Origin of the sequence: Mitsuaria sp. GD03876, from assembly GCF_029840635.1 — a bacterium.
Lineage (GTDB): Bacteria > Pseudomonadota > Gammaproteobacteria > Burkholderiales > Burkholderiaceae_C > Roseateles.
Genome location: NZ_JAOCCU010000072.1, coordinates 1 through 17,943 on the forward strand (window position 1 = coordinate 1; position 17,943 = coordinate 17,943).

Consider the following 17,943-nt stretch of genomic DNA (forward strand, 5'->3'; position numbering starts at 1 on the left):
TCGTCCCCGCCCGCGTCGACTTCTCCGACGCCGCGGCCCCGCGCGCGCCCGAGTTCGGCGACGACTACCACGGCCGCTCCGGCGCTTTCGCGCAGGCGCGGCACGTGTTTCTGGCGGGAAACGGACTGCCCGGGCGCTGGGCCGGCCGCCAACGCTTCGTCGTGCTGGAAACCGGCTTCGGGCTGGGCAACAACTTCCTGGCGACCTGGGCGGCCTGGCGCGACGATCCGGCCCGCTGCGAGCGGCTGGTGTTCCTCAGCATCGAGAAGCACCCGTTGACGCGCGCCGACCTGGCCCGCGCGCACGCGTCGTCGCCGGAGCCGGCGCTCGCGCGGCAACTGGTCGATGCCTGGCCGCCGCTCGTGCCGTCCCTGCAGACGCTCGACTTCGACGACGGTCGCGTCCGGTTGATGCTCGCCTTCGGCGACGCGCACGACTGGCTGCCGGAACTCGTGGCCTCGGTGGACGCGTTCTACCTGGATGGCTTCGCCCCGGCGAAGAACCCCGAGCTCTGGGATGACGCCGTGTTCCGGCAGGTCGGCCGGCTGGCGGCGCCGGGGGCGACCGCCGCGACCTGGAGCGTCGCCCGGGCGGTGCGGGACGGCCTCGCCGCCGCGGGGTTCCACGCGAGCAAGCGTCCGGGCGAAGCCGGCAAGTGGCAGGTGCTGTCGGCCGTCTTCGCGCCGCGGCACCGCGTGGCCTTGCCGCCGGGCCGCGCCGCGGTCGCGCCCGACGCCCGGGACGTGCTGATCGTCGGCGCGGGCCTGGCGGGCGCCGCCTGCGCGCGCGCTGACGCGCCAGGGCCTGCGCTGCCAGGTGATCGAGGCCGGCGCGACGCCCGCGGCCCAGGCGTCGGGTAATCCGGGTGGACTCTTCCACGGCACGCTGCACGGGGACGACGGCCCGCACGCCCGTTTCAACCGCGCGGCGGCGCTCGCCACCGAGCGCGAACTGCGCCGCATCGCGCCCGCCCTGCCCTGGCTGCAATGGGGGCTGCTGCGCGTGGAACGCGAGCCGGCGGCGCTTGACGCGATGCGCGCGCTGCTGGCGCGCTGCGGACTGCCGGCGGACTACGTCCAGGCGCTGGATGCCGACGCGGCGAGCACGCTCGCCGGGGTCGCGCTGGCCCAGCCGGCGTGGTTCTTCCCGGGCGGCGGCGCGGTGTCGCCGCCGGCGCTCGTGGATGCCTGGCTGGCCGAAGCGGCGCGCACCGAAGGATTCGAATTGCGGCTGGGCACGCCGGTCGCGCGACTGGAACGCGATGACGAGAGCGGGCGCTGGTCCGCGTACGGCGGCGCGGGGCAGCTCATCGCCAGCGCCGACGCGGTCGTGCTGTGCGGCGGCATCGGCAGCGATCCGATCGCGGCCAAGTGGAGCGCCGGACCGGCCTGGCCCTGGGTGTCGCAGCGCGGCCAGTTGAGCGTGATGGCGCCCGAGGGCGCGGTCGATGCATCCGCTTCGACGCCAATGTCCACGACGATGGCAACGGCAACGGCAAGAGCAACGGCAACCCCGCCCCCGAACTCGAACTCGAACTCGAACTCGAACTCGAACACGATGGCGATGGCGACGCCAAGGCTGTCGATGCCGGTGGCGGGTCTCGGTTACGCGCTGAGCCTGCCGGACGGCACGCTGTGTTTCGGCGCGAGCGCCGACGCCGGCGATGTCGATCCGGTCCTGCGGGCTTCGGACCAGGCACAGAACCTCGGCCGGCTCAAGCAGTTGCTGCCCGCGTGCCCGCTGCCGGATGAACTGCCGCTCGCGGGTCGGGTCGGCTGGCGCAGCCTCGTGCCGGACCGGTTGCCGGTCGTCGGCGCCCTGCCCGCCGCGATGCCGGCGCAACGCGCGGAGCAGGCCCGCTTCTGGCCGCGGCAGCCGGGCCTGATGGTGCTGGGCGCCCTCGCCTCGCGCGGCCTGACCTGGGCGACGCTGTGCGCCGAGCTCGTCGCGGCGCAGCTCACCGGCGCGCCCTGGCCGATCGAAGCCAGCCTGGCCGAGGCGCTGGACCCGGCGCGCTTCGGCGCGAAGCGGCAGCGCGCGGGATCAAGCTCCGTTTAAGTTTTTCCCCGCTGGCGTCGATATGGAGCGGAGGCGCCCTGGACGGCGCCAGCGCCCGCTCGGGCGACTTCAAGCGAATTCAAACTCTCGGGGGACATTCATGATTCATCTCGTGGCGGGCCGGACGATCGGCCAGCGGCTCGGCGTGGTGCTGGGCCTGGTGCTGCTGATCGCCTTCGTGGGCTCGGGCCTGAGCTACCTCGCGCTGGGCCGCGTGGCCGCCGAAACCGACGTGATGCTCAACCAGGACCTGGCCGCCGAGCGCGTCGCCTCCGACTGGTACCGCAACATCACCAACGGCGTGAACCGCACCAGCGCGATCGCCGTCAGCGCCGACCCCAGCCTGGCGCAGTTCTTCGCCACCACCTCGGCCGAGTCCACCCGGCAGTCGGGCGAACTGCAGAAGCAGCTCGACGGCTACATGGTCACGCCCGACGAGCGCAAGATGTTCGACACCCTCAGCGAGGCCCGCAAGGGTTACCTGAGCACCCGCGACGCCGTCGCCGCCAGCAAGAAGGCCGGCGACGCCGACAAGGCGCGCGAGGTCTTCGACCGCGAGTTCCAGCCCGCCGCGGCGAAGTTCCAGGAAGCGATCCAGGCCATCGTGCAGCACAAGCGCGCGCTGCTGGACGAGGCGGCCAAGCAGCTCGACGCGACCAACAGCCGGGCGCGGTCGGCGCTGCTGGTGTTCTCTCTGGTCGCGCTGGGACTGGGCGTGTGGTTCGCGGTGGCGCTGACGCGCTCGATCACCGGCCCGCTGCGGGGCGCGGCCGAGGTCGCGGACGCCATCGCCCACTTCGACCTGACGCGCCGCGTGCCCCCGGGCGGCCGCGACGAGACCGGCCAGCTGCTGGGCTCGCTGGGCGGCATGCAGGGCCAGTTGCTCAAGCTGATCGGCGACGTGCGCGGCTCGGCCGAGAGCATCGGCACCGCCAGCGCCGAGATCGCCACCGGCAACCACGACCTGAGCGCCCGCACCGAGCAGACGGCCTCCAACCTGCAGGAAGTGGCCGCGTCGATGACGCAGCTCACCGGCACGGTGCGCCAGACCGCGGATTCGGCGATGACGGCCAACCAGCTGTCCAGTTCCGCCGCCGAGACCGCGCAGCGCGGCGGCACCGTGATGGGCCAGGTGGTCAGCACGATGGGCGAGATCAGCGACAGCTCGCGCCGCATCGCCGACATCATCGGCACCATCGACGGCATCGCCTTCCAGACCAACATCCTCGCGCTGAACGCCGCGGTGGAAGCGGCCCGCGCCGGCGAGCAGGGCCGCGGCTTCGCGGTGGTGGCGAGCGAGGTGCGCTCGCTGGCGCAGCGCAGCGCCGAGGCCGCCAAGGAGATCAAGACGCTGATCGGCGCCAGCGTCGAGCGCGTCGAATCCGGCTCGCGCCTGGTCGAGGACGCCGGCGGCGCGATGACCGAGATCGTGGCCAGCGTGCAGCGCGTGGCCGACATCATTGGCGAGATCAGCGCCGCCTCGCGCGAGCAGAGCGACGGCATCAACCAGGTCAACGCGGCCATCGGCCAGCTCGACCAGATGACGCAGCAGAACGCCGCGCTCGTCGAGGAATCGGCCGCCGCGGCCGAGAGCCTCAAGGAACAGTCGCAACGCCTGGCCAGCGCGATCTCGGTGTTCCGGCTGCGCTGAGCGCCCTCCCCGCGGCCTCGCGCCCTCGCGGCGACGCGGCCGATCGCCAACGACAAGGGCCCCCGCGGGGGCCCTTGGTCATGGCGCGCGATGTCCGCCGCGCGGCGGCGGAGCGGCCTCGGAAGCTCAGAACGTCAGCGTCTTGACGCCCTGGGCGGTGCCCAGCAGGCACACGCCCGCCTTGTTGCGGGCGAACACGCCCACGGTGACCACGCCCGGCCATTGGGTGACCTCGGCCTCGAAAGCGGCGGGATCGGTGATCTGGAGGCCGGTGACGTCCAGGATGTGGCAGCTGTTGTCGGTCACGCAGTCCTTGCGCAGGACCGGGTCGCCGCCCATGGCCTTGAAGCGGCGCGCGATCTGGGCCGCGGCCATCGGGATCACCTCCACCGGCAGCGGGAAGCGGCCCAGCACGTCGACCAGCTTGCTCTCGTCGGCGATGCAGACGAAGGTCTCGGCCAGGTCGGCCACGATCTTCTCGCGCGTCAGCGCGGCGCCGCCGCCCTTGACCATGTGGCCCTGGCGATCGATCTCGTCGGCGCCGTCGATGTAGACCTGCAGCGACTCGACCTCGGCCGCGTCCAGCACCGGGATGCCCAGCGCCTTCATCCGCTCCGTGCTGCGCACCGAGCTCGACACCGCGCCGGCGATGCGCATGCCGCTGGCGGCCAGCGCGTCGATGAACTTGTCCACCGTCGAGCCGGTGCCCACCCCCACCACCGTGTCCGGCGTCACGTACTGCAATGCGGCCTGGCCGACCAGGGTCTTCAATTCGTCTTGGGTCATGGGGAACTCGGGGGGATGAGGGACGGAAGGCGCGATTATCGCGGCCTCCCGCCCGCGCGGCGGGCGCCGGCTCGCGCGTCAGCCGGCGTGGAAGCGCCCGTGGAATCCCAGCGGCACCCAGTACGGCAGCCAGGCGCGCGCCACCGGTCCGTCCTCCAGCCGCTGCGCGTCGAACACCGTCGCGAAGCTGCGCTGGCGCGCCACGTCGTAGCCGGTGCCGAGCAACCAGCCCTCGCCCTCGCGGGTCGAGCCGGGCCGGGGCACCAGCAGCTGTTCCTCAAGCATCACCCGCTCGCCGAAGGCGAAACGCTGGCGCGCGCCGGTGTCCAGGTCCAGCCGCATCACGCCGTTGAAGCCCCAGCGCGTCGGATCGTCGACCCGCACCGGGTAGTAGACGTAGCGGTGCCGGCGCCCGACCACCCGAGGATCGACCACCGGGAATTCCACCGACTCGTCGCGCCCCTCCAGCCGAGGCTCGCCGCCGCCCAGCGGCAGGCGCAGCAGCCGCGGCCGGGACGGCGCCGACGCGACCCGGCGTCCGGCCATCAGCCCGGCGATCCGGGCATTGAACTCCGGCAACGGCGGCGCCTCGACATAGTCCAGCACCACCTCGCCGGCGCCGTCCCAGGCGTTGCCGAAGTGGAAGACCAGGCTGGCGGGCAGTTGGAACCAGCGCGGCGTCAGCGTCGCCTTGTCCAGCACCAGCACGCGGGTGCCGGCCTCCGGCCGCCACTGCATCGCCTCGCTCATGCTCGCGCCGGTCCGCAGCCGCGCCGTGTCCATCGCGATCGGCGCCAGCAGGAACACCAGATGGCGCTCCGAGACCGCGAAGTCATGGACCATCGCCGCCATCGGCAGCTCCAGCACCTGGTGCGTCGCCAGCGCGCCGTCGCGGCCGATGCGGTACACGGCCAGGTGCCGCGAGGTCGTGCCGAAGTTCCACACGGTGCCATCGGGCTCGACCTTCGGATGCGCCGAGAACGGCATGCCGCGCAGCTCCGGCGCCCAGGTCTTGACCCCGACCGTCGCGAGCGACCCGGCGTCGAGCACATGCGCGCTGCCGCCCTCCCAGAGCGCGTACAGGCGGTCCTGCAGGCGCAGCACGCTGGTGTTGGCGACGTTGAGGCTGTCCGGCCCGGTGACCGGGCGTTGCGCCGGGATCGCGGTCCCCAGCGTGGGCAGCAGGAATCGGCCGGCCTGCTGCTCGGCCTCGAACTTGGCCGTGCGCACGAAACGCGCCTGGTGGCGGGCGCGGCCGTCCTCGAAGCGCCAGGCCTGCACCAGCCCGTCGCCGTCGAACCAGTGGCGGTAGCGTTCGCCGCCGCGGTTCATCAGGCCGGGGCCGTTGCGGTACAGCGTGCCGCGCAGTTCACGCGGCCAGCGGCCCTCGATGCGCAGTTCGGTGGCGGCGCGGTCCTCGCCGTCCCAGCCGCGCAGCGGCAGCAACTCCGGCGCGGCGGCGACGGCACGGTCGAAGTCCTCGGCGCTCAGCGCGGCGGCGCCATGGACGAGGTGGGCCGAGGTGGCCAGGGCCTCGCCGGCGCGGGCCAGCACGGCGGCAGGCGCGGCGGCGGCCACCGTCGAGGCGGCCCCGGCGCGCAGCAGATGACGGCGGTTCATGGCGGGCTCCTCAAGGCTGCGGCGAGAGACGGATCGCGTGCCGGGTCGTGCCAGCGGGCAGCACCGCCTGCTCGAAGCTGGGCGGACCGAACTGGCCCTGCGCCTGGCGCGAGAACGCGTAGGGCTCGGTCGGCATCCCCATCGGGTTGCGGTCCAGCTTGCCGTTGCCGTTCATGTCCTGAAACACCGAGACCGCCACCGGGCCGTCCGGCAGGCCGGTCAGGCGCAGCGTGACGACGCCGTCGCGGGACTGCGCCAGCGCCGCCCGGGCGGTGGCGACCGGCTGCTTCAGCCAGCCGTCTGGGCCGAAGGCGGCCGCCATCACCTGGCCGCCGGACGCCGCCCCGGCCGCGGCCAGGCCGCTGACCTCGACCTCCAGGTCGGCCGCGCGCGCCAGCGGCGCGCCCAGCAGCAGCACGAGTCCGGCGAGCGCCGGCGCGGCGGCCAAGCGGGACGGACGGGGGGACGGACGGGAGGAACGGATCGACATGGCGGGCTCCAGGAAGCGACCCGGGGATCGGGTCGATGGAGCGCACTCTAGGAAGGCCGTCGCCGGCGCCGAAGGCCGGCGCGACGAAGCGCCGCCGGGCGGCGCGAGGCGTCTCGCGGCGTCGCGAGCGACGGCCCGCCGGCTTCGGATCGGCGGCGGGAGGCTCGAGCGGATCGGCGGCGCGAGGCGTCTCGCGCTGGCGCGAGCGGCGGGCCGCCGCTGACCGGCGAGGATCGGCGCGGGGGCCGGCGGATGCTCGAACGGATCGGCGGCACGCGGCCGCCGGGGACTCAGGCGGCGCGGCGTTCGCGGCGCTGGCGCACCGAGGCGGCCAGCGACCGCAGCAGCGGTTCGGTCTGGCTCCAGCCCAGGCAGGCGTCGGTGATCGACACGCCGGGCAGCAGGTCCGACTTGGTCTGGCCCGCCAGCAGGTCCTGGCGGCCCGGCTGCAGGTGCGACTCGATCATCACGCCGGTGATGCGCTCGTCGCCGCCGGCGATCTGCGCGCCGACGTCCTGGCCGACGTCGATCTGGCGCTCGAACTTCTTGGACGAGTTGGCGTGCGAGAAGTCGATCATCAGCTGCTCGCGCAGCCCGGCCGCCTTCAGCACCTCGGCCGCCGCCTGCACCGAGGCCGCGTCGTAGTTGGGCGCCTTGCCGCCGCGCAGGATCAGGTGGCAGTCGTCGTTGCCGCGGGTCTCGAAGATGGCCGCCAGGCCCATCTTGGTCATGCCCATGAAGGCGTGGCTGGCGCGCGCGGCCAGCACCGCGTCGGCGGCGATCTTCACCGAGCCGTCGGTGCCGTTCTTGAAGCCCACCGGGCAGGACAGGCCCGACGCCAGCTGGCGGTGGCTCTGGCTCTCGGTGGTGCGGGCGCCGATCGCGCCCCAGGCGATCAGGTCGGAGATGTACTGCGGCGACAGCAGGTCCAGGAACTCGGTGCCGGCCGGCAGGCCCAGCGCGGTGACGTCCAGCAGCAGCTGGCGCGCCAGGCGCAGGCCTTCGTTCATGTGGAAGCTGCCGTCCAGGAACGGGTCGTTGATGTAGCCCTTCCAGCCCACCGTCGTGCGCGGCTTCTCGAAGTACACGCGCATCACGACCAGCAGGTCCTGCTTGAGCTCCTCGCGCAGGTCCTTGAGCAGCCGCGCGTAGTCCATCGCCTGGCCGTGGTCGTGGATCGAGCACGGCCCGACCACGCACAGCAGCCGGTCGTCGCGGCCGTGCAGCACGGCGCTGATCTCCTGGCGCGCCGTCTCGACGACCTTCAGCGAGGCCTCGGGCAGCGGCAGCTGGTCCAGCAGGAGCGCCGGCGAGATCAGCGGACGGACCGCGTCGATGCGGGTGTCGTCGGTGCGGGTCGCGTCGCGGGTGGCATCGGCGGAACCGATCTCGCGATCGTGCTGCGGGTGGTCGAGGTGCTTCATGGCGGCGGCTGGCGCGACGCCCTCTCGGACGCCGCGCGAATGGCGGAATGGAACCGTCGATTATCTGCCCGCGCGGGACATCGCGGCCAGTCCCACCGCGGCGGCCGACACGACGAAGCCCGCCAGCGCCAGGGCGCCCAGGTGCTCCCCGAGTAGCCCCATGCCCATCAGCGCCGACACGCCGGGGATCAGGTAGAACAGCCGCGCCACCGCGCCGGCCTGGCCGCGCCGGATCATCACGAACATCAGGCTGAACGCGCCGATGGAGTTGACCAGCGCGAGCCACAGCGTCGAGCCGATCAGCTCGGCGCTCCAGTCCGGGCCGCCGGGCTCGCGCCACAGCGCCAGCGCCGTCACCGCCAATGCCGACACCGTCATCTGGATGCCGCTGCCGGTGCGCAGGTCCATGCCGGCGCAGAAGCGCTTCTGGTACAGCGTGCCGGCGACCAGCCCGCCCAGTCCGAGCAGGCCCGCGCCATAGGCGGCCCAGGCGCCGCCGCCCAGCGGCCGGTCCGCGATCACCAGCGCCACGCCGGCGGCGCCACCGAGCAGGCCCAGCCACTGGCCGGCGCTCATGCGCTCCGACAGCCACAGGTGAGCGCCCATCGCGGTGGCCAGCGGCATCATCCCGATCAGCAGCGCGGCCACGCCGGTCGGCAGGCCCCAGGCGATCGCGCAGTAGACGCCGGAGAAATGCAGCACCTGCATCAGCAGCCCGACCACGCCGAGGTGGATCCAGGCCCGCGGCGTCTTCGGCCAGGGCGCGCCGGTCGCCACCGACACGGTGAGCAGCACCACCGCGGCCAGGCCGAAGCGCAGCGCCAGCAGCGTGAACGGCCCGGCGTGCGGCAGCGCCAGCTTGCCGGCGACGTAGCCGGTGCTCCACAGCAGGATGAACAAGGCCGGCAGGCTCAGCGCCACCAGCGCGGCGAGGCCGGTCGCCGGCGCGTCGCGGCGGACGCGGAGCGCGGCGGCTGAAACGAGGGTCGAGGCGGTCATGGCGGTCTCCGGGTCGAAGTCGATGGTGCGACTCTAGGAAGGCACGCTTCAGGACACAATCCGCTGTCGTTTCGTTTTAGAGTTTCCAGATCGAGAACAATCGGAGGATCGCCATGGGACGCCTGGAAGACCTGCACGCCTTCGCCCGCGTCGTCGACGCGCGCAGCTTCTCCGGCGCGGCCAAGCTGCTGGGCGCGACCAAGTCGGCCGTCAGCAAGCAGGTCGCGCGGCTGGAACAGCAGCTGGGCACCCGGCTGCTGCACCGGACCACCCGCAGCATCAGCCCCACCGCCGAGGGCCGCGGCGTCTACGAGCGCGCCCAGCGGCTGCTGGAGGAGGCGCAGGCGCTGGACGCGGAGCTCGCCGGGCAGCGCGAGCAGCCGCGCGGCGTGCTGCGCCTGAGCACCTCGACCGCTTTCGGCAACCTGCAGTTCACGGCGCTGATGACCGAGTTCTGCGCCCGCCATCCGCAGCTCCAGGTCGTGCTCGGGCTCAACGACCGGTATGTCGACCTGGCCGAGGAGGGTTTCGACGTCGTGCTGCGGTTGACCGGCCGCCCGAGCCCGGGGCTGGTCGCGCGCAAGCTGGCGGACATCCGTTTCGTGCTCTGCGCGTCGCCGGCCTATCTGGCGGCGCAGGGCACGCCGGACTCGGTCGCGGCGCTGGCGGAGCACCGCTGCCTGCGCTTCGGCTACCTGCACGCGCCCGAGCGCTGGCGCTTCCGCCATCCGGCCCAGGGCGAGGCGGAGGTCGAGATCTCCGGCGCCCTGCGCTTCGAGAGCGGCCTGACCGCCAACAGCAGCGAGTCGCTGCGGATCGCCGCGCTGGCGGGCATGGGGCTGGCGGTGCTGCCGACCTACGCGATCGGCGCCGACCTGCGCGCGGGCCGGCTGACCGCCCTGCTCCCCGACTGGACGCCGCTGGGCGGCCCCGCCGAGGCCAACACGCTCTACGCGGTCTACCTGCCCAGCCGCTATCCGAGCCCGAAGGTCCGCGCGCTGATCGATTTCTGCGTCGAGCGGATCGGGGACGTGCCGCCGTGGGACCGGCCGCCGGGCCCCTGAGCAGGGGCCTCGCCCCGGGCCTCTTCCGGGCCGGGGCCCGATCGAGCTAGGGCGAGTCCCCCATCACCGTTCGCACGCCGGGAGTAGGCGCCAGGGGGCCGTGCAAGGCGCGAATGAGACAATCCCGCCCCATCATGGCTTTCATTCCCTACGGGCTCGCCCGTCCCTTCCTGTTCGGCCTGGATCCCGAACACGCGCACGAACTGACGCTGGGCAGCATCGCCCGCTTGCAGAACACCCCGGCGCAATGCGCCTGGGCACAGACCCGGGTGTCCGACCCGGTGACCGTCGCCGGCCTCACCTTCCCCAACCGCATCGGCCTGGCGGCCGGGCTCGACAAGAACGGCCGCTGCATCGACGGCCTGGGCGCGATGGGGTTCGGCTTCATCGAGGTCGGGACGGTGACGCCCAAGGCGCAGCCCGGCAACGAGCGGCCGCGCATGTTCCGGCTCCCGGCCCGGCAGGCGCTGATCAACCGGCTGGGTTTCAACAACGAGGGGCTGGACGCCTTCGTCGCCAACGTCAAGCGCTCGCACAGCTTCCGCCACCGGGGCGGGCTGCTGGGCCTGAACATCGGCAAGAACGCGGTCACGCCGATCGAACGGGCGGTCGACGACTACCTGATCGGCCTGGAAGGCGTGTTCCCGCACGCCGACTACATCACCGTCAACATCTCGAGCCCCAACACGAAGAACCTGCGCCAGCTGCAGAGCGACGAGGCGCTGGATGCGCTGCTCGGTCCGCTGCAGGCGCGCCGCCTGGCGCTGCAGGACGCGAGCGGCCGGCAGGTGCCGCTGTTCGTGAAGATCGCGCCCGACCTCGACGAGGACCAGGTCACGGTGATCGCGGCGAGCCTGAAGCGGCACGGCATCGACGGCGTGATCGCGACCAACACGACGATCGCGCGCGACGCGGTGCAGGGCCTGCCGCATGCGAACGAGATGGGCGGCCTGTCGGGCGCGCCGGTGTTCGAGGCGAGCAACCGGGTGATCCGTCTGCTGCGCGCGGCGCTGGGCAGCGGCTACCCGATCATCGGCGTGGGCGGCGTGCTCAGCGGCGAGGATGCGCGGGCGAAGTTGCAGGCAGGCGCGGACCTGGTGCAGCTCTACACCGGCCTGATCTACAAGGGTCCGGCGCTGGTGCCCGAATGCGCGAAGGCGATGGCCCGGCTCTGAGCCGACACGACGCCCCCAAACGACAAGAGCGCTCCGAGGAGCGCTCTTTTCATTCTTCATTCGTGCCGAGAAGCCAGGGCCCGCAAGACGCCAAGGCCCGCGGACAGCGAGCGTGGCTGGGGCCGGAATGATGCTGGGGGTTCCCGGAGGGACGCCCCCTGCGTCGTGAAGGGCCCGCGCTCAGCCCACCGCAGGCGTTTCCGCCTTCACCACCCCACGACGCCGCGCCGCGAGGCCCACGCCCGCGATGCCAGCCAGCATCAGCGCGTAGGTGGCCGGTTCCGGTACGGCCGACGTGTTGACGGTGGTCGACAGCACGGCGATGTTGCCGAACCCCGCGCCGCTGAGCGACCCGCTGGCGATCAGCTGGTAGGTTCCGGCGGCCAGGCTGGCGTAGTGGAATCCGGTGGCCGAGGCGTCCAGGTCGGTGAGCCCGTTGAGTCCGGCGAAGCTGAAGGTGACCGACTGCAGGGGCAGCGTGAAGCCGGTGCCGAAGTCGATGGTGGTGGCGGCGAGCACCGAGCCGGTGACGTCGGAGGTTTGGGTCAGGGTGAAGGACCCGAGGACGATGTCGGAAAAGCTGCCGTTGGTCGGCACGACGAACACCGGATCCAGCGTGGCCGCGCCGGCGGCGCTTCCGATCAGGGTGGCGATCGCGGCCACCATCAGGGACTTCTTGTTCATGACTGCTCCATCTCACGTGATGAGCCCACGATGGGCTCCAGCGTGAAATAGTTTGCATCTCGACCACATGACAAGTCCCGCACGAAAAGTGCGAGATGTGTACCAGTGCGTCACAGGCGTAAGGGACGCGGCGCCCCTCGCCGCGTCCGCTGCCCCCTGGCGGGGGTCAGCCCAGGGCGGCGATGCCCGCCTTGGCGACCTGGGCATCCTCGTTGGACTTCACGCCGCTGACGCCGACCGCGCCCACGCAGAAGCCCTCGACCAGCACCGGCACGCCGCCTTCGAGCATGCCTTCCAGCGGCACGCTCAGGAACGCGTTGCGGCCGTTGTTGACGATGTCCTCGTAGACCTTGGATTCGCGGCGGCCCAGCGCGGCCGTCTTCGCCTTGGCCGGCGCGATCACCGCGGACGTGGCGGCGGCGTTGTCCAGGCGCTGCAGCCACAGCAGGTGGCCGCCGTCGTCGACGATGGCGATGGTCACCGCCCAGTTGTTCTTGAGGGCCTCGGCCTCTGCGGCGGCGGCGATGCGCTTGACGTCGTCCAGGGTGAGGAAGGGCTTCTGTTTCATCTGCGGCCTCGTCGGGGTCGTTGAAGGAAAGACGATCACTTTAACGAAGCCTTAAGAGCGCTGCCTACAATCGAGCCCAACTCTCACTTCATGGGGCGCACGCACATGAACGACCGCATCATCGACCTCAACGGCGGCAGCCTCGGCTCGTCGCTGCCCACCGACCGCCAGCGCGTCCTGCGCAACACCTACGCGCTGCTGGCGCTGTCCCTGATCCCGACGGTGCTGGGCGCCTGGATCGGCGTCTCCACCGGGCTGCTCGCCGCGATGGGCACCGGCGCCAGCATGCTGCTGTTCTTCGTCGGCGCCTTCGGCCTGATGTTCCTCGTCGAGAAGACGAAGAACTCCGCCACCGGCGTCGTCGCGCTGCTGGGCTTCACCTTCTTCATGGGCCTGATGCTGTCGCGGCTGCTGGCGGCGATCCTGGGCTTCAAGAACGGCGGCACGCTGATCATGACCGCCTTCGGCGGGACCGCCGCGATCTTCTTCGCGATGGCTTCGCTGGCCACGGTCGTCAAGCGCGACCTGTCGGGCCTGCAGAAGTTCCTGTTCGTCGGCGCCGTGATCGCGATGATCGCGGGCATCGCCAACGTCTTCCTGCAGTCGACCGGCGTGCACCTGGCGCTGCTGGTGGCCGTGCTGGGCATTTTCTCGGCCTTCATGTTGGTGGACGTCAAGCGCGTCGTCGACGGCGGCGAGACCAACTACATCAGCGCCACGCTCAACATCTACCTGGACCTGTACAACGTGTTCACCGCGTTGCTGCAGCTGCTGGGGATCTTCGGCGGCGACCGCGACTGACGCTCCCTCCCCCAGCGAAAACGCCTCGGTGACCCGAGGCGTTTTTCATTGGCGCGTCGCCGAGGGCGTCAGGGCTTGTGCGCGACGACCGGCTTGATCGCGCCCAGGCCGATGAAGCGCGCGTACTCGGTGCGCGGCATCACGGTGCTGCCGCGGGCGTCGCCGTCGTCCCAGCCCAGCGTCACGTCGTGTTCGTTGACCTCGACCTGCACCGGTCCCTGGCGGATCGTCATCAGCGGGCCGTCGCCGGTCCGGTAGGTCACCTCGCCGCAGACGAAGGCCGACTGGCTGAGCGGGTTCTCCTCGACGGACACGCGTTCGACGGAAGGATCCAGCGTCGATTCGTCGGCCGGATGTTCGGGGGGCAGCGGTGGGCGAGCGCTCATGGCAGTTCCTCCTGGGAGTCGCTCCGTCCGAGTTCGTCGAGCCATTGCCACATGCGGACCGCGACGGCGGTCGCGGTGCAGGTGGCCAGCGTCATCAGCATCAGCATGTCGTCCATGGCGAGCCTCGAAGCGGTACGGAACGGGTTGTGGATGAGCGCATGCTCGCCTGCCCGTGCGAGGCGGCGAAGCGGCGGGCACCGCGAGGCGATGTAGGTGTCGTCCCACATCGGCTCGCCCAGGCGCGCCGGCGAGGCGCGCGATGCCCATGCCGTTCCTGGGCAGGACCGATGCCGGACGCCGCATGCAAAGCTGTGTGAAGCCCGGTGCGATCCGCGGCGCGGGCGTCAACACGGTCCGCCGGCCTTCCGTTGTGCCCACAAGGTGTAGGACGACGCCGGACAAGACCCGCCGCCCGGCACCGACACCGCGCACCGCGCTGCACTGATGGGAAGGTCCCGGGCCAGCGCCGATAGTCAAAGCAAAGGAACTCACCAGGAGAACGACATGAGCCTCCTCCAGATCACCGCCGCCGACGCCTCCCCGCAATTCGAGATCCGCTTCGAATCGCTGTTCGACGCCGGTCGCGCGATGTCCTTCCCGTGCGACCCGCAAGGCCATGTCGACCTCGACAGCCTGCCCCAGCGGGCGCGCAACAACTACCTCTTCGCCCGCGCCATGGTCGGCAAGGATTACCTGCCGCCTGCGATCCGCGGCCGCACGAACCACTGAACGTCCGCCTCGCCTGGCCCGCGCGTCGGCCGCCGGGCCCACCACTTGCCAAGTCCCTGGTCATGACCACTCTCCTCGAAAGGAGTTCACATGAACTGGGACCGCATCGAAGGCAACTGGACGCAGCTCAAGGGCAAGGTCCGCGAGCAATGGGGCAAGCTGACCGATGACGACATCGACGTGATCGCCGGCCAGCGTGACCAGCTGTCGGGAAAGATCCAGGAGCGCTACGGCATCGCCAAGGACGAGGCCGACAAGCAGCTCTCCGACTGGCAGAACCGCGCCGACGACCGCTGGCTGAGCTGATCGCCCGCTGAGCGGCTGAACCGAATCCTCCCTGTTGCCGCGTTGCGCCCTTCGGGCCAGCGCGGCTTTTTTTCGTCCGCCGGACGCGGGAGTCAGCGGGTGACGGCGGGCGTCGCTTCCTCGAAGCGATCGACGGTGCGCAGCGGCTTGAACAGCGTGGCCCACGCGCCGACGACGCCGAGCGTGCAGATCGCGCCGGTCACCGCCGCCGGCACCGCGCCGAGCGCCGCGGCCGCGCTGCCGGCGCGGAACTCGCCGAGCTCGTTGGACGAGCCGATGAACAGCATGTTCACCGCGTTCACGCGGCCGCGCATCTCGTCGGGCGTCGAGAACTGCACCAGCGCGCCGCGGATGTAGACGCTGACCATGTCGGCCGCGCCGGCCACGGCCAGCGCCGCGAACGACAACCAGAAGGTCGTCGACAACGAGAAGACCAGGTTGGCCAGGCCGAAGACGGCGACCGCGGTGAACATCGCCTTGCCGACATGCCGGTTGAACGGGCGCAGGCTGAGGTAGAGCCCGGCCGTGACCTCGCCCACGGCCATCGCGCTGCGCAGCGCGCCGAGCCCTTCCGGCCCGGCATGCAGCACCTCGTGCGCGTAGATCGGCAACAGCGCGACGACGCCGCCCAGCAGCACGGCGAACAGGTCCAGCGAGATCGTGCCGAGGATGATCGGCCGCGTGCGGATGAAATGGATGCCCGCGCCGAAGCGCTGCCAGATGTTGCCACCCGCCGGGGATGGCGGCGCGGCGAAGCGCACCGGGACCGCGCCGATCAGCAGCGCCGTGCCCAGGCCGAAGCAGGCCAGGCAGACGAGGTAGGTCAGCGCCGAACCGCCGAAGCCGTACAGCAGCCCGCCCAGGAACGGTCCACCGATGCTGGCCACGCGCAGCAGCATGCTGTTGGCGGCGATCGCCTGCGCGAGCTGCTCGCGCGGCACGATCTGCGGCAACAGGCTCTGCAGCGCCGGACCCGAGAACGCCCGCGCGCAGCCGAACAGCACCAACACCGCGTAGATCCCGGTCACGCCGGCATGGCCATGGCCGGAGAGCCACCACAGCGACAGGCTGCAGACGGCGCTGACGGCCCAGCTGATCGCCAGGATCGGCTTGCGGCTGAAGCGGTCGATCAGGTCGCCCGCCGGCAGCAGCAGCAACAGCATCGGGATGAACTGCGCCAGGCCGACGTAGGCCAGCGCCAGCGGCTGGCGCGTCAGGTCGTAGACCTGCCAGGCGACGACCACCGCCTGGATCTGGCCGGCGAAGACCGCCGCGAGGCGGCAGATCAGGAACGCGGTGAAGCCGGGGTGGCGGAAGACGCTGGACTTGGGCGCCGGAGCGGCGGCGTCCGCTGGATGGGGAACCGGGGGAGTCGGGGGGGGGGTCGGAGCGGTCACGGCACGAAAGGGGCTGTTCGAGGCCTTCTTGGGCGGGCGTCGGCGAGTTTAGCGAGGCCATTTCCGATGCCGGGCGCCAGGCGATGTCACATGTGCGGGGGCTGTTCCGTCTTGTGGATACCAACCCGGTTTTTCCCCCTTCCACACACGGAGTGAACGATGAGCCAACGTCTGAACTACATGCAACAGTCGCCCGCCGCCTTCAAGAAGCTGGTGGAGCTGTCGATGGGCATCAAGGAAAGCGGCCTGGAGCATGCCCTGCAATTCCTTGTCGAGATCCGCGCCTCACAGCTCAACGGCTGCGCGTTCTGCCTGGACATGCACATCAAGCAGGCCGCGATCGCCGGCGAGCGTGCGCTGCGCCTGCACCACGTCGCGATCTGGCGCGAGTCGTCGCTGTTCTCGCCCCGCGAGCGCGCCGCGCTGCTCTGGACCGAGACGCTGACCCGCATTCCCGAGACCGGCGTGTCGGACGAGGTCTACACGCAGGTCCGCGAGCAGTTCAGCGAGAAGGAATTGACCGACCTCACCTGGGCCGTGTCCTCGATCAACGCGTGGAATCGGCTCAACGTGGCCTTCCAGAGCGTGCCCGGCTCGCAGGACAAGGCTTTCGGTCTGGACAAGGCCGGCCTGTCTTGACTATGCATTTGAGTGGGGATCCCCACTCGAGTTTGCTAGTCACTCGCAATCTCTGATCAGAGGGAGCAATAGTCAGCAGTCCCCCCTCCTCCGACGATGCGGTCATTGATTGACGCATCACCCAGGAGGCCTTGTGAAACGACTGAACTTTTTCTCCTTCCTCGCCCGCCCATGGCCGGCCCGTCCGGCCATGGCGGCCGCGCCGATGCTCTTCGGCGTGCTCGTGCTGGCCGGTTGCGGCGGCGTGGCCGACACGGGCGACGAGCCCCTGTCCCCCGAAGTCGCGGCCAGCGCGCCGCGGACCGCCCCGGCGATCGCCGTCAAGCCCAATCCCCATTACGCGACCAGCGGCCGCGGCTCCTACCGCGAAGCGCTGCAGAACTACCACCAGGTCGGGGAGGCGCTCCATGGCGAATGACCTTCTCTTCAAGGGAGTCCGCGGCGCCACGGCGCTCACGGTCGTGGCCGGCGCGGTGGGCGCGATGCTCTTCTCCGCCTCGGCCTGGTCCGCGCGCCGCGACGTGCCGTCGAACCCGCCGCACTGGAATCCCGCGGCCGAGTACGACACCGCGAACCAGTACGTCACCTTCCGCGCGATCTCCGATCGCATGGTCAAGCAGGGCGTGTTCGTCAGCGCCTGGTGGACGCAAAACGAAGCGCCCAGCTTCATCAGCAACGATGGCCCGTGGAAGCTGGTCGGCCACGCCTGGGTCGTCCACCCCGATGGCAGCATGACCGTCGAGGTCGCGCCGCGCTGGCATCCTTCGGGGGCCTATCCCGGCGGCTCGGTGATCTCCTTGAACACCAATGGCACCGTCAAGTGCTTCATGTCCAAGAACTGGACCCAGGGGGATAACCCCGCCGAGCCGCTTGACGAGTACGGGTGGTCGCCCTGGGAGCCCCTGGATACCTGCCCCGTCGGCGAAACGACCCCGGCACCGCCTGGAGAGGACGGCACCCCGGGCACGCCTCCGGACACGACGCCGGATCCCACGCCGGGCACGCCTCCGGGCACCACGCCGGATCCGACACCTGGTACGCCTCCGGGCACCACGCCTGATCCGACGCCGGGTACGCCTCCGGACACCACGCCGGACCCAACGCCTGGTACGCCTCCGGGCACCACGCCGGATCCAACGCCGGGTACGCCTCCGGGCACCACGCCG

Annotated in this window: 19 protein-coding genes and 1 pseudogene; 11 read left to right on the forward strand and 9 right to left on the reverse strand. The window is 71.3% G+C overall.

Annotated features, from left to right (window positions below):
- The 3 genes from mnmD to N5D62_RS27055 all read left to right on the forward strand — a co-directional run.
- Window positions 1–860, forward strand: an 860-nt coding sequence (gene mnmD, locus N5D62_RS27045; RefSeq protein ID WP_279761174.1) for a tRNA (5-methylaminomethyl-2-thiouridine)(34)-methyltransferase MnmD, incomplete at its 5' end; no start/stop codon positions are given.
- Window positions 817–2,058, forward strand: coding sequence for an FAD-dependent oxidoreductase (locus N5D62_RS27050; protein WP_279761175.1), 1,242 nt, complete (start codon window positions 817–819; stop codon window positions 2,056–2,058). The genes mnmD and N5D62_RS27050, both read left to right, overlap by 44 nt.
- A 100-nt stretch (window positions 2,059–2,158) precedes the next feature.
- A complete protein-coding gene (locus N5D62_RS27055) occupies window positions 2,159–3,709 on the forward strand; it encodes a methyl-accepting chemotaxis protein (RefSeq protein ID WP_279761176.1) in 1,551 nt (516 codons plus the stop codon).
- A 126-nt stretch (window positions 3,710–3,835) separates the two neighbouring features.
- Here the strand turns inward: N5D62_RS27055 and rpiA are convergent, their stop codons facing one another.
- The 5 genes from rpiA to N5D62_RS27080 all read right to left on the reverse strand — a co-directional run bounded on the left by rpiA (window position 3,836) and on the right by N5D62_RS27080 (window position 9,028).
- Window positions 3,836–4,495, reverse strand: coding sequence for a ribose-5-phosphate isomerase RpiA (gene rpiA, locus N5D62_RS27060; protein ID WP_279761177.1), 660 nt, complete (start codon window positions 4,493–4,495; stop codon window positions 3,836–3,838).
- 78 nt (window positions 4,496–4,573) lie between these two features.
- On the reverse strand, window positions 4,574–6,115 hold the full coding sequence (locus N5D62_RS27065; RefSeq protein WP_279761178.1) for a carotenoid oxygenase family protein: 1,542 nt from the start codon (window positions 6,113–6,115) through the stop codon (window positions 4,574–4,576).
- Between the two features lie 10 nt (window positions 6,116–6,125).
- Window positions 6,126–6,605, reverse strand: coding sequence for a DUF2141 domain-containing protein (locus tag N5D62_RS27070; protein WP_279761179.1), 480 nt, complete (start codon window positions 6,603–6,605; stop codon window positions 6,126–6,128).
- Between the two features lie 290 nt (window positions 6,606–6,895).
- Complete coding sequence (locus N5D62_RS27075) at window positions 6,896–8,029, reverse strand: 3-deoxy-7-phosphoheptulonate synthase (protein ID WP_279761180.1); 1,134 nt, start codon at window positions 8,027–8,029, stop codon at window positions 6,896–6,898.
- Between the two features lie 60 nt (window positions 8,030–8,089).
- Window positions 8,090–9,028: a DMT family transporter gene (locus N5D62_RS27080; protein ID WP_279761181.1), complete on the reverse strand. Its 939-nt coding sequence runs from the start codon at window positions 9,026–9,028 to the stop codon at window positions 8,090–8,092.
- 113 nt (window positions 9,029–9,141) lie between these two features.
- Here N5D62_RS27080 and N5D62_RS27085 point away from each other — a divergent pair, with 113 nt between their 5' ends.
- Both N5D62_RS27085 and N5D62_RS27090 read left to right on the forward strand, forming a co-directional pair.
- Window positions 9,142–10,092 (forward strand): LysR family transcriptional regulator, encoded by a 951-nt coding sequence (locus N5D62_RS27085; RefSeq protein ID WP_279761182.1) that lies wholly within the window; start codon window positions 9,142–9,144, stop codon window positions 10,090–10,092.
- Between the two features lie 134 nt (window positions 10,093–10,226).
- Window positions 10,227–11,267 carry a quinone-dependent dihydroorotate dehydrogenase gene (locus N5D62_RS27090; protein WP_279761183.1) on the forward strand — a complete coding sequence of 347 codons (1,041 nt, stop codon included), beginning with the start codon at window positions 10,227–10,229 and terminating at the stop codon, window positions 11,265–11,267.
- Window positions 11,268–11,447: 180 nt separating this feature from the next.
- Here the strand turns inward: N5D62_RS27090 and N5D62_RS27095 are convergent, their stop codons facing one another.
- On the reverse strand, window positions 11,448–11,951 hold the full coding sequence (locus tag N5D62_RS27095; RefSeq protein WP_279761184.1) for an FxDxF family PEP-CTERM protein: 504 nt from the start codon (window positions 11,949–11,951) through the stop codon (window positions 11,448–11,450).
- A gap of 166 nt (window positions 11,952–12,117) precedes the next feature.
- The gene (locus N5D62_RS27100; protein WP_088406615.1) at window positions 12,118–12,519 is read right to left on the reverse strand and encodes a heme-binding protein; all 402 of its coding nucleotides are present in this window, start codon (window positions 12,517–12,519) and stop codon (window positions 12,118–12,120) included.
- 105 nt (window positions 12,520–12,624) lie between these two features.
- Between N5D62_RS27100 and N5D62_RS27105 the strand changes: the two genes are divergently transcribed.
- Entirely contained in the window at window positions 12,625–13,320 is a 696-nt protein-coding gene (locus tag N5D62_RS27105; protein WP_279761185.1) for a Bax inhibitor-1/YccA family protein, read from the forward strand.
- 68 nt (window positions 13,321–13,388) lie between these two features.
- Here the strand turns inward: N5D62_RS27105 and N5D62_RS27110 are convergent, their stop codons facing one another.
- Entirely contained in the window at window positions 13,389–13,706 is a 318-nt protein-coding gene (locus N5D62_RS27110; protein ID WP_279761186.1) for a hypothetical protein, read from the reverse strand.
- Between the two features lie 504 nt (window positions 13,707–14,210).
- Here N5D62_RS27110 and N5D62_RS27115 point away from each other — a divergent pair.
- Window positions 14,211–14,435, forward strand: coding sequence for a hypothetical protein (locus tag N5D62_RS27115; RefSeq protein ID WP_279761187.1), 225 nt, complete (start codon window positions 14,211–14,213; stop codon window positions 14,433–14,435).
- Window positions 14,436–14,525: 90 nt separating this feature from the next.
- A complete protein-coding gene (locus tag N5D62_RS27120) occupies window positions 14,526–14,741 on the forward strand; it encodes a CsbD family protein (RefSeq protein ID WP_279761188.1) in 216 nt (71 codons plus the stop codon).
- A 92-nt stretch (window positions 14,742–14,833) separates the two neighbouring features.
- Here N5D62_RS27120 and N5D62_RS27125 read toward each other — a convergent pair whose 3' ends face one another.
- The gene (locus N5D62_RS27125; protein WP_279761189.1) at window positions 14,834–16,138 is read right to left on the reverse strand and encodes an MFS transporter; all 1,305 of its coding nucleotides are present in this window, start codon (window positions 16,136–16,138) and stop codon (window positions 14,834–14,836) included.
- 159 nt (window positions 16,139–16,297) lie between these two features.
- Between N5D62_RS27125 and N5D62_RS27130 the strand changes: the two genes are divergently transcribed.
- The 3 genes and pseudogenes from N5D62_RS27130 to N5D62_RS27140 form a co-directional block, all read left to right on the forward strand.
- Window positions 16,298–16,777, forward strand: a complete 480-nt coding sequence (locus N5D62_RS27130) for a carboxymuconolactone decarboxylase family protein (protein WP_279761190.1) — start codon at window positions 16,298–16,300, stop codon at window positions 16,775–16,777.
- 133 nt (window positions 16,778–16,910) lie between these two features.
- Entirely contained in the window at window positions 16,911–17,195 is a 285-nt protein-coding gene (locus tag N5D62_RS27135; RefSeq protein WP_279761191.1) for a hypothetical protein, read from the forward strand.
- Window positions 17,185–17,943 (forward strand): annotated as a pseudogene (locus N5D62_RS27140) (hypothetical protein); the annotation flags it as partial. The gene N5D62_RS27135 and the pseudogene N5D62_RS27140, both read left to right, overlap by 11 nt.

Excerpts from the sequence above, each read along its gene's own strand:
- N5D62_RS27055 (WP_279761176.1), top strand. The coding sequence starts at position 2,159 with ATGATTCATCTCGTGGCGGGCCGGACGATCGGCCAGCGGCTCGGCGTG.
- rpiA (WP_279761177.1), bottom strand. The coding sequence starts at position 4,495 with ATGACCCAAGACGAATTGAAGACCCTGGTCGGCCAGGCCGCATTGCAG.
- N5D62_RS27065 (WP_279761178.1), bottom strand. The coding sequence starts at position 6,115 with ATGAACCGCCGTCATCTGCTGCGCGCCGGGGCCGCCTCGACGGTGGCC.
- N5D62_RS27070 (WP_279761179.1), bottom strand. The coding sequence starts at position 6,605 with ATGTCGATCCGTTCCTCCCGTCCGTCCCCCCGTCCGTCCCGCTTGGCC.
- N5D62_RS27075 (WP_279761180.1), bottom strand. The coding sequence starts at position 8,029 with ATGAAGCACCTCGACCACCCGCAGCACGATCGCGAGATCGGTTCCGCC.
- N5D62_RS27080 (WP_279761181.1), bottom strand. The coding sequence starts at position 9,028 with ATGACCGCCTCGACCCTCGTTTCAGCCGCCGCGCTCCGCGTCCGCCGC.
- N5D62_RS27085 (WP_279761182.1), top strand. The coding sequence starts at position 9,142 with ATGGGACGCCTGGAAGACCTGCACGCCTTCGCCCGCGTCGTCGACGCG.
- N5D62_RS27090 (WP_279761183.1), top strand. The coding sequence starts at position 10,227 with ATGGCTTTCATTCCCTACGGGCTCGCCCGTCCCTTCCTGTTCGGCCTG.
- N5D62_RS27095 (WP_279761184.1), bottom strand. The coding sequence starts at position 11,951 with ATGAACAAGAAGTCCCTGATGGTGGCCGCGATCGCCACCCTGATCGGA.
- N5D62_RS27100 (WP_088406615.1), bottom strand. The coding sequence starts at position 12,519 with ATGAAACAGAAGCCCTTCCTCACCCTGGACGACGTCAAGCGCATCGCC.
- N5D62_RS27105 (WP_279761185.1), top strand. The coding sequence starts at position 12,625 with ATGAACGACCGCATCATCGACCTCAACGGCGGCAGCCTCGGCTCGTCG.
- N5D62_RS27110 (WP_279761186.1), bottom strand. The coding sequence starts at position 13,706 with ATGAGCGCTCGCCCACCGCTGCCCCCCGAACATCCGGCCGACGAATCG.
- N5D62_RS27115 (WP_279761187.1), top strand. The coding sequence starts at position 14,211 with ATGAGCCTCCTCCAGATCACCGCCGCCGACGCCTCCCCGCAATTCGAG.
- N5D62_RS27120 (WP_279761188.1), top strand. The coding sequence starts at position 14,526 with ATGAACTGGGACCGCATCGAAGGCAACTGGACGCAGCTCAAGGGCAAG.
- N5D62_RS27130 (WP_279761190.1), top strand. The coding sequence starts at position 16,298 with ATGAGCCAACGTCTGAACTACATGCAACAGTCGCCCGCCGCCTTCAAG.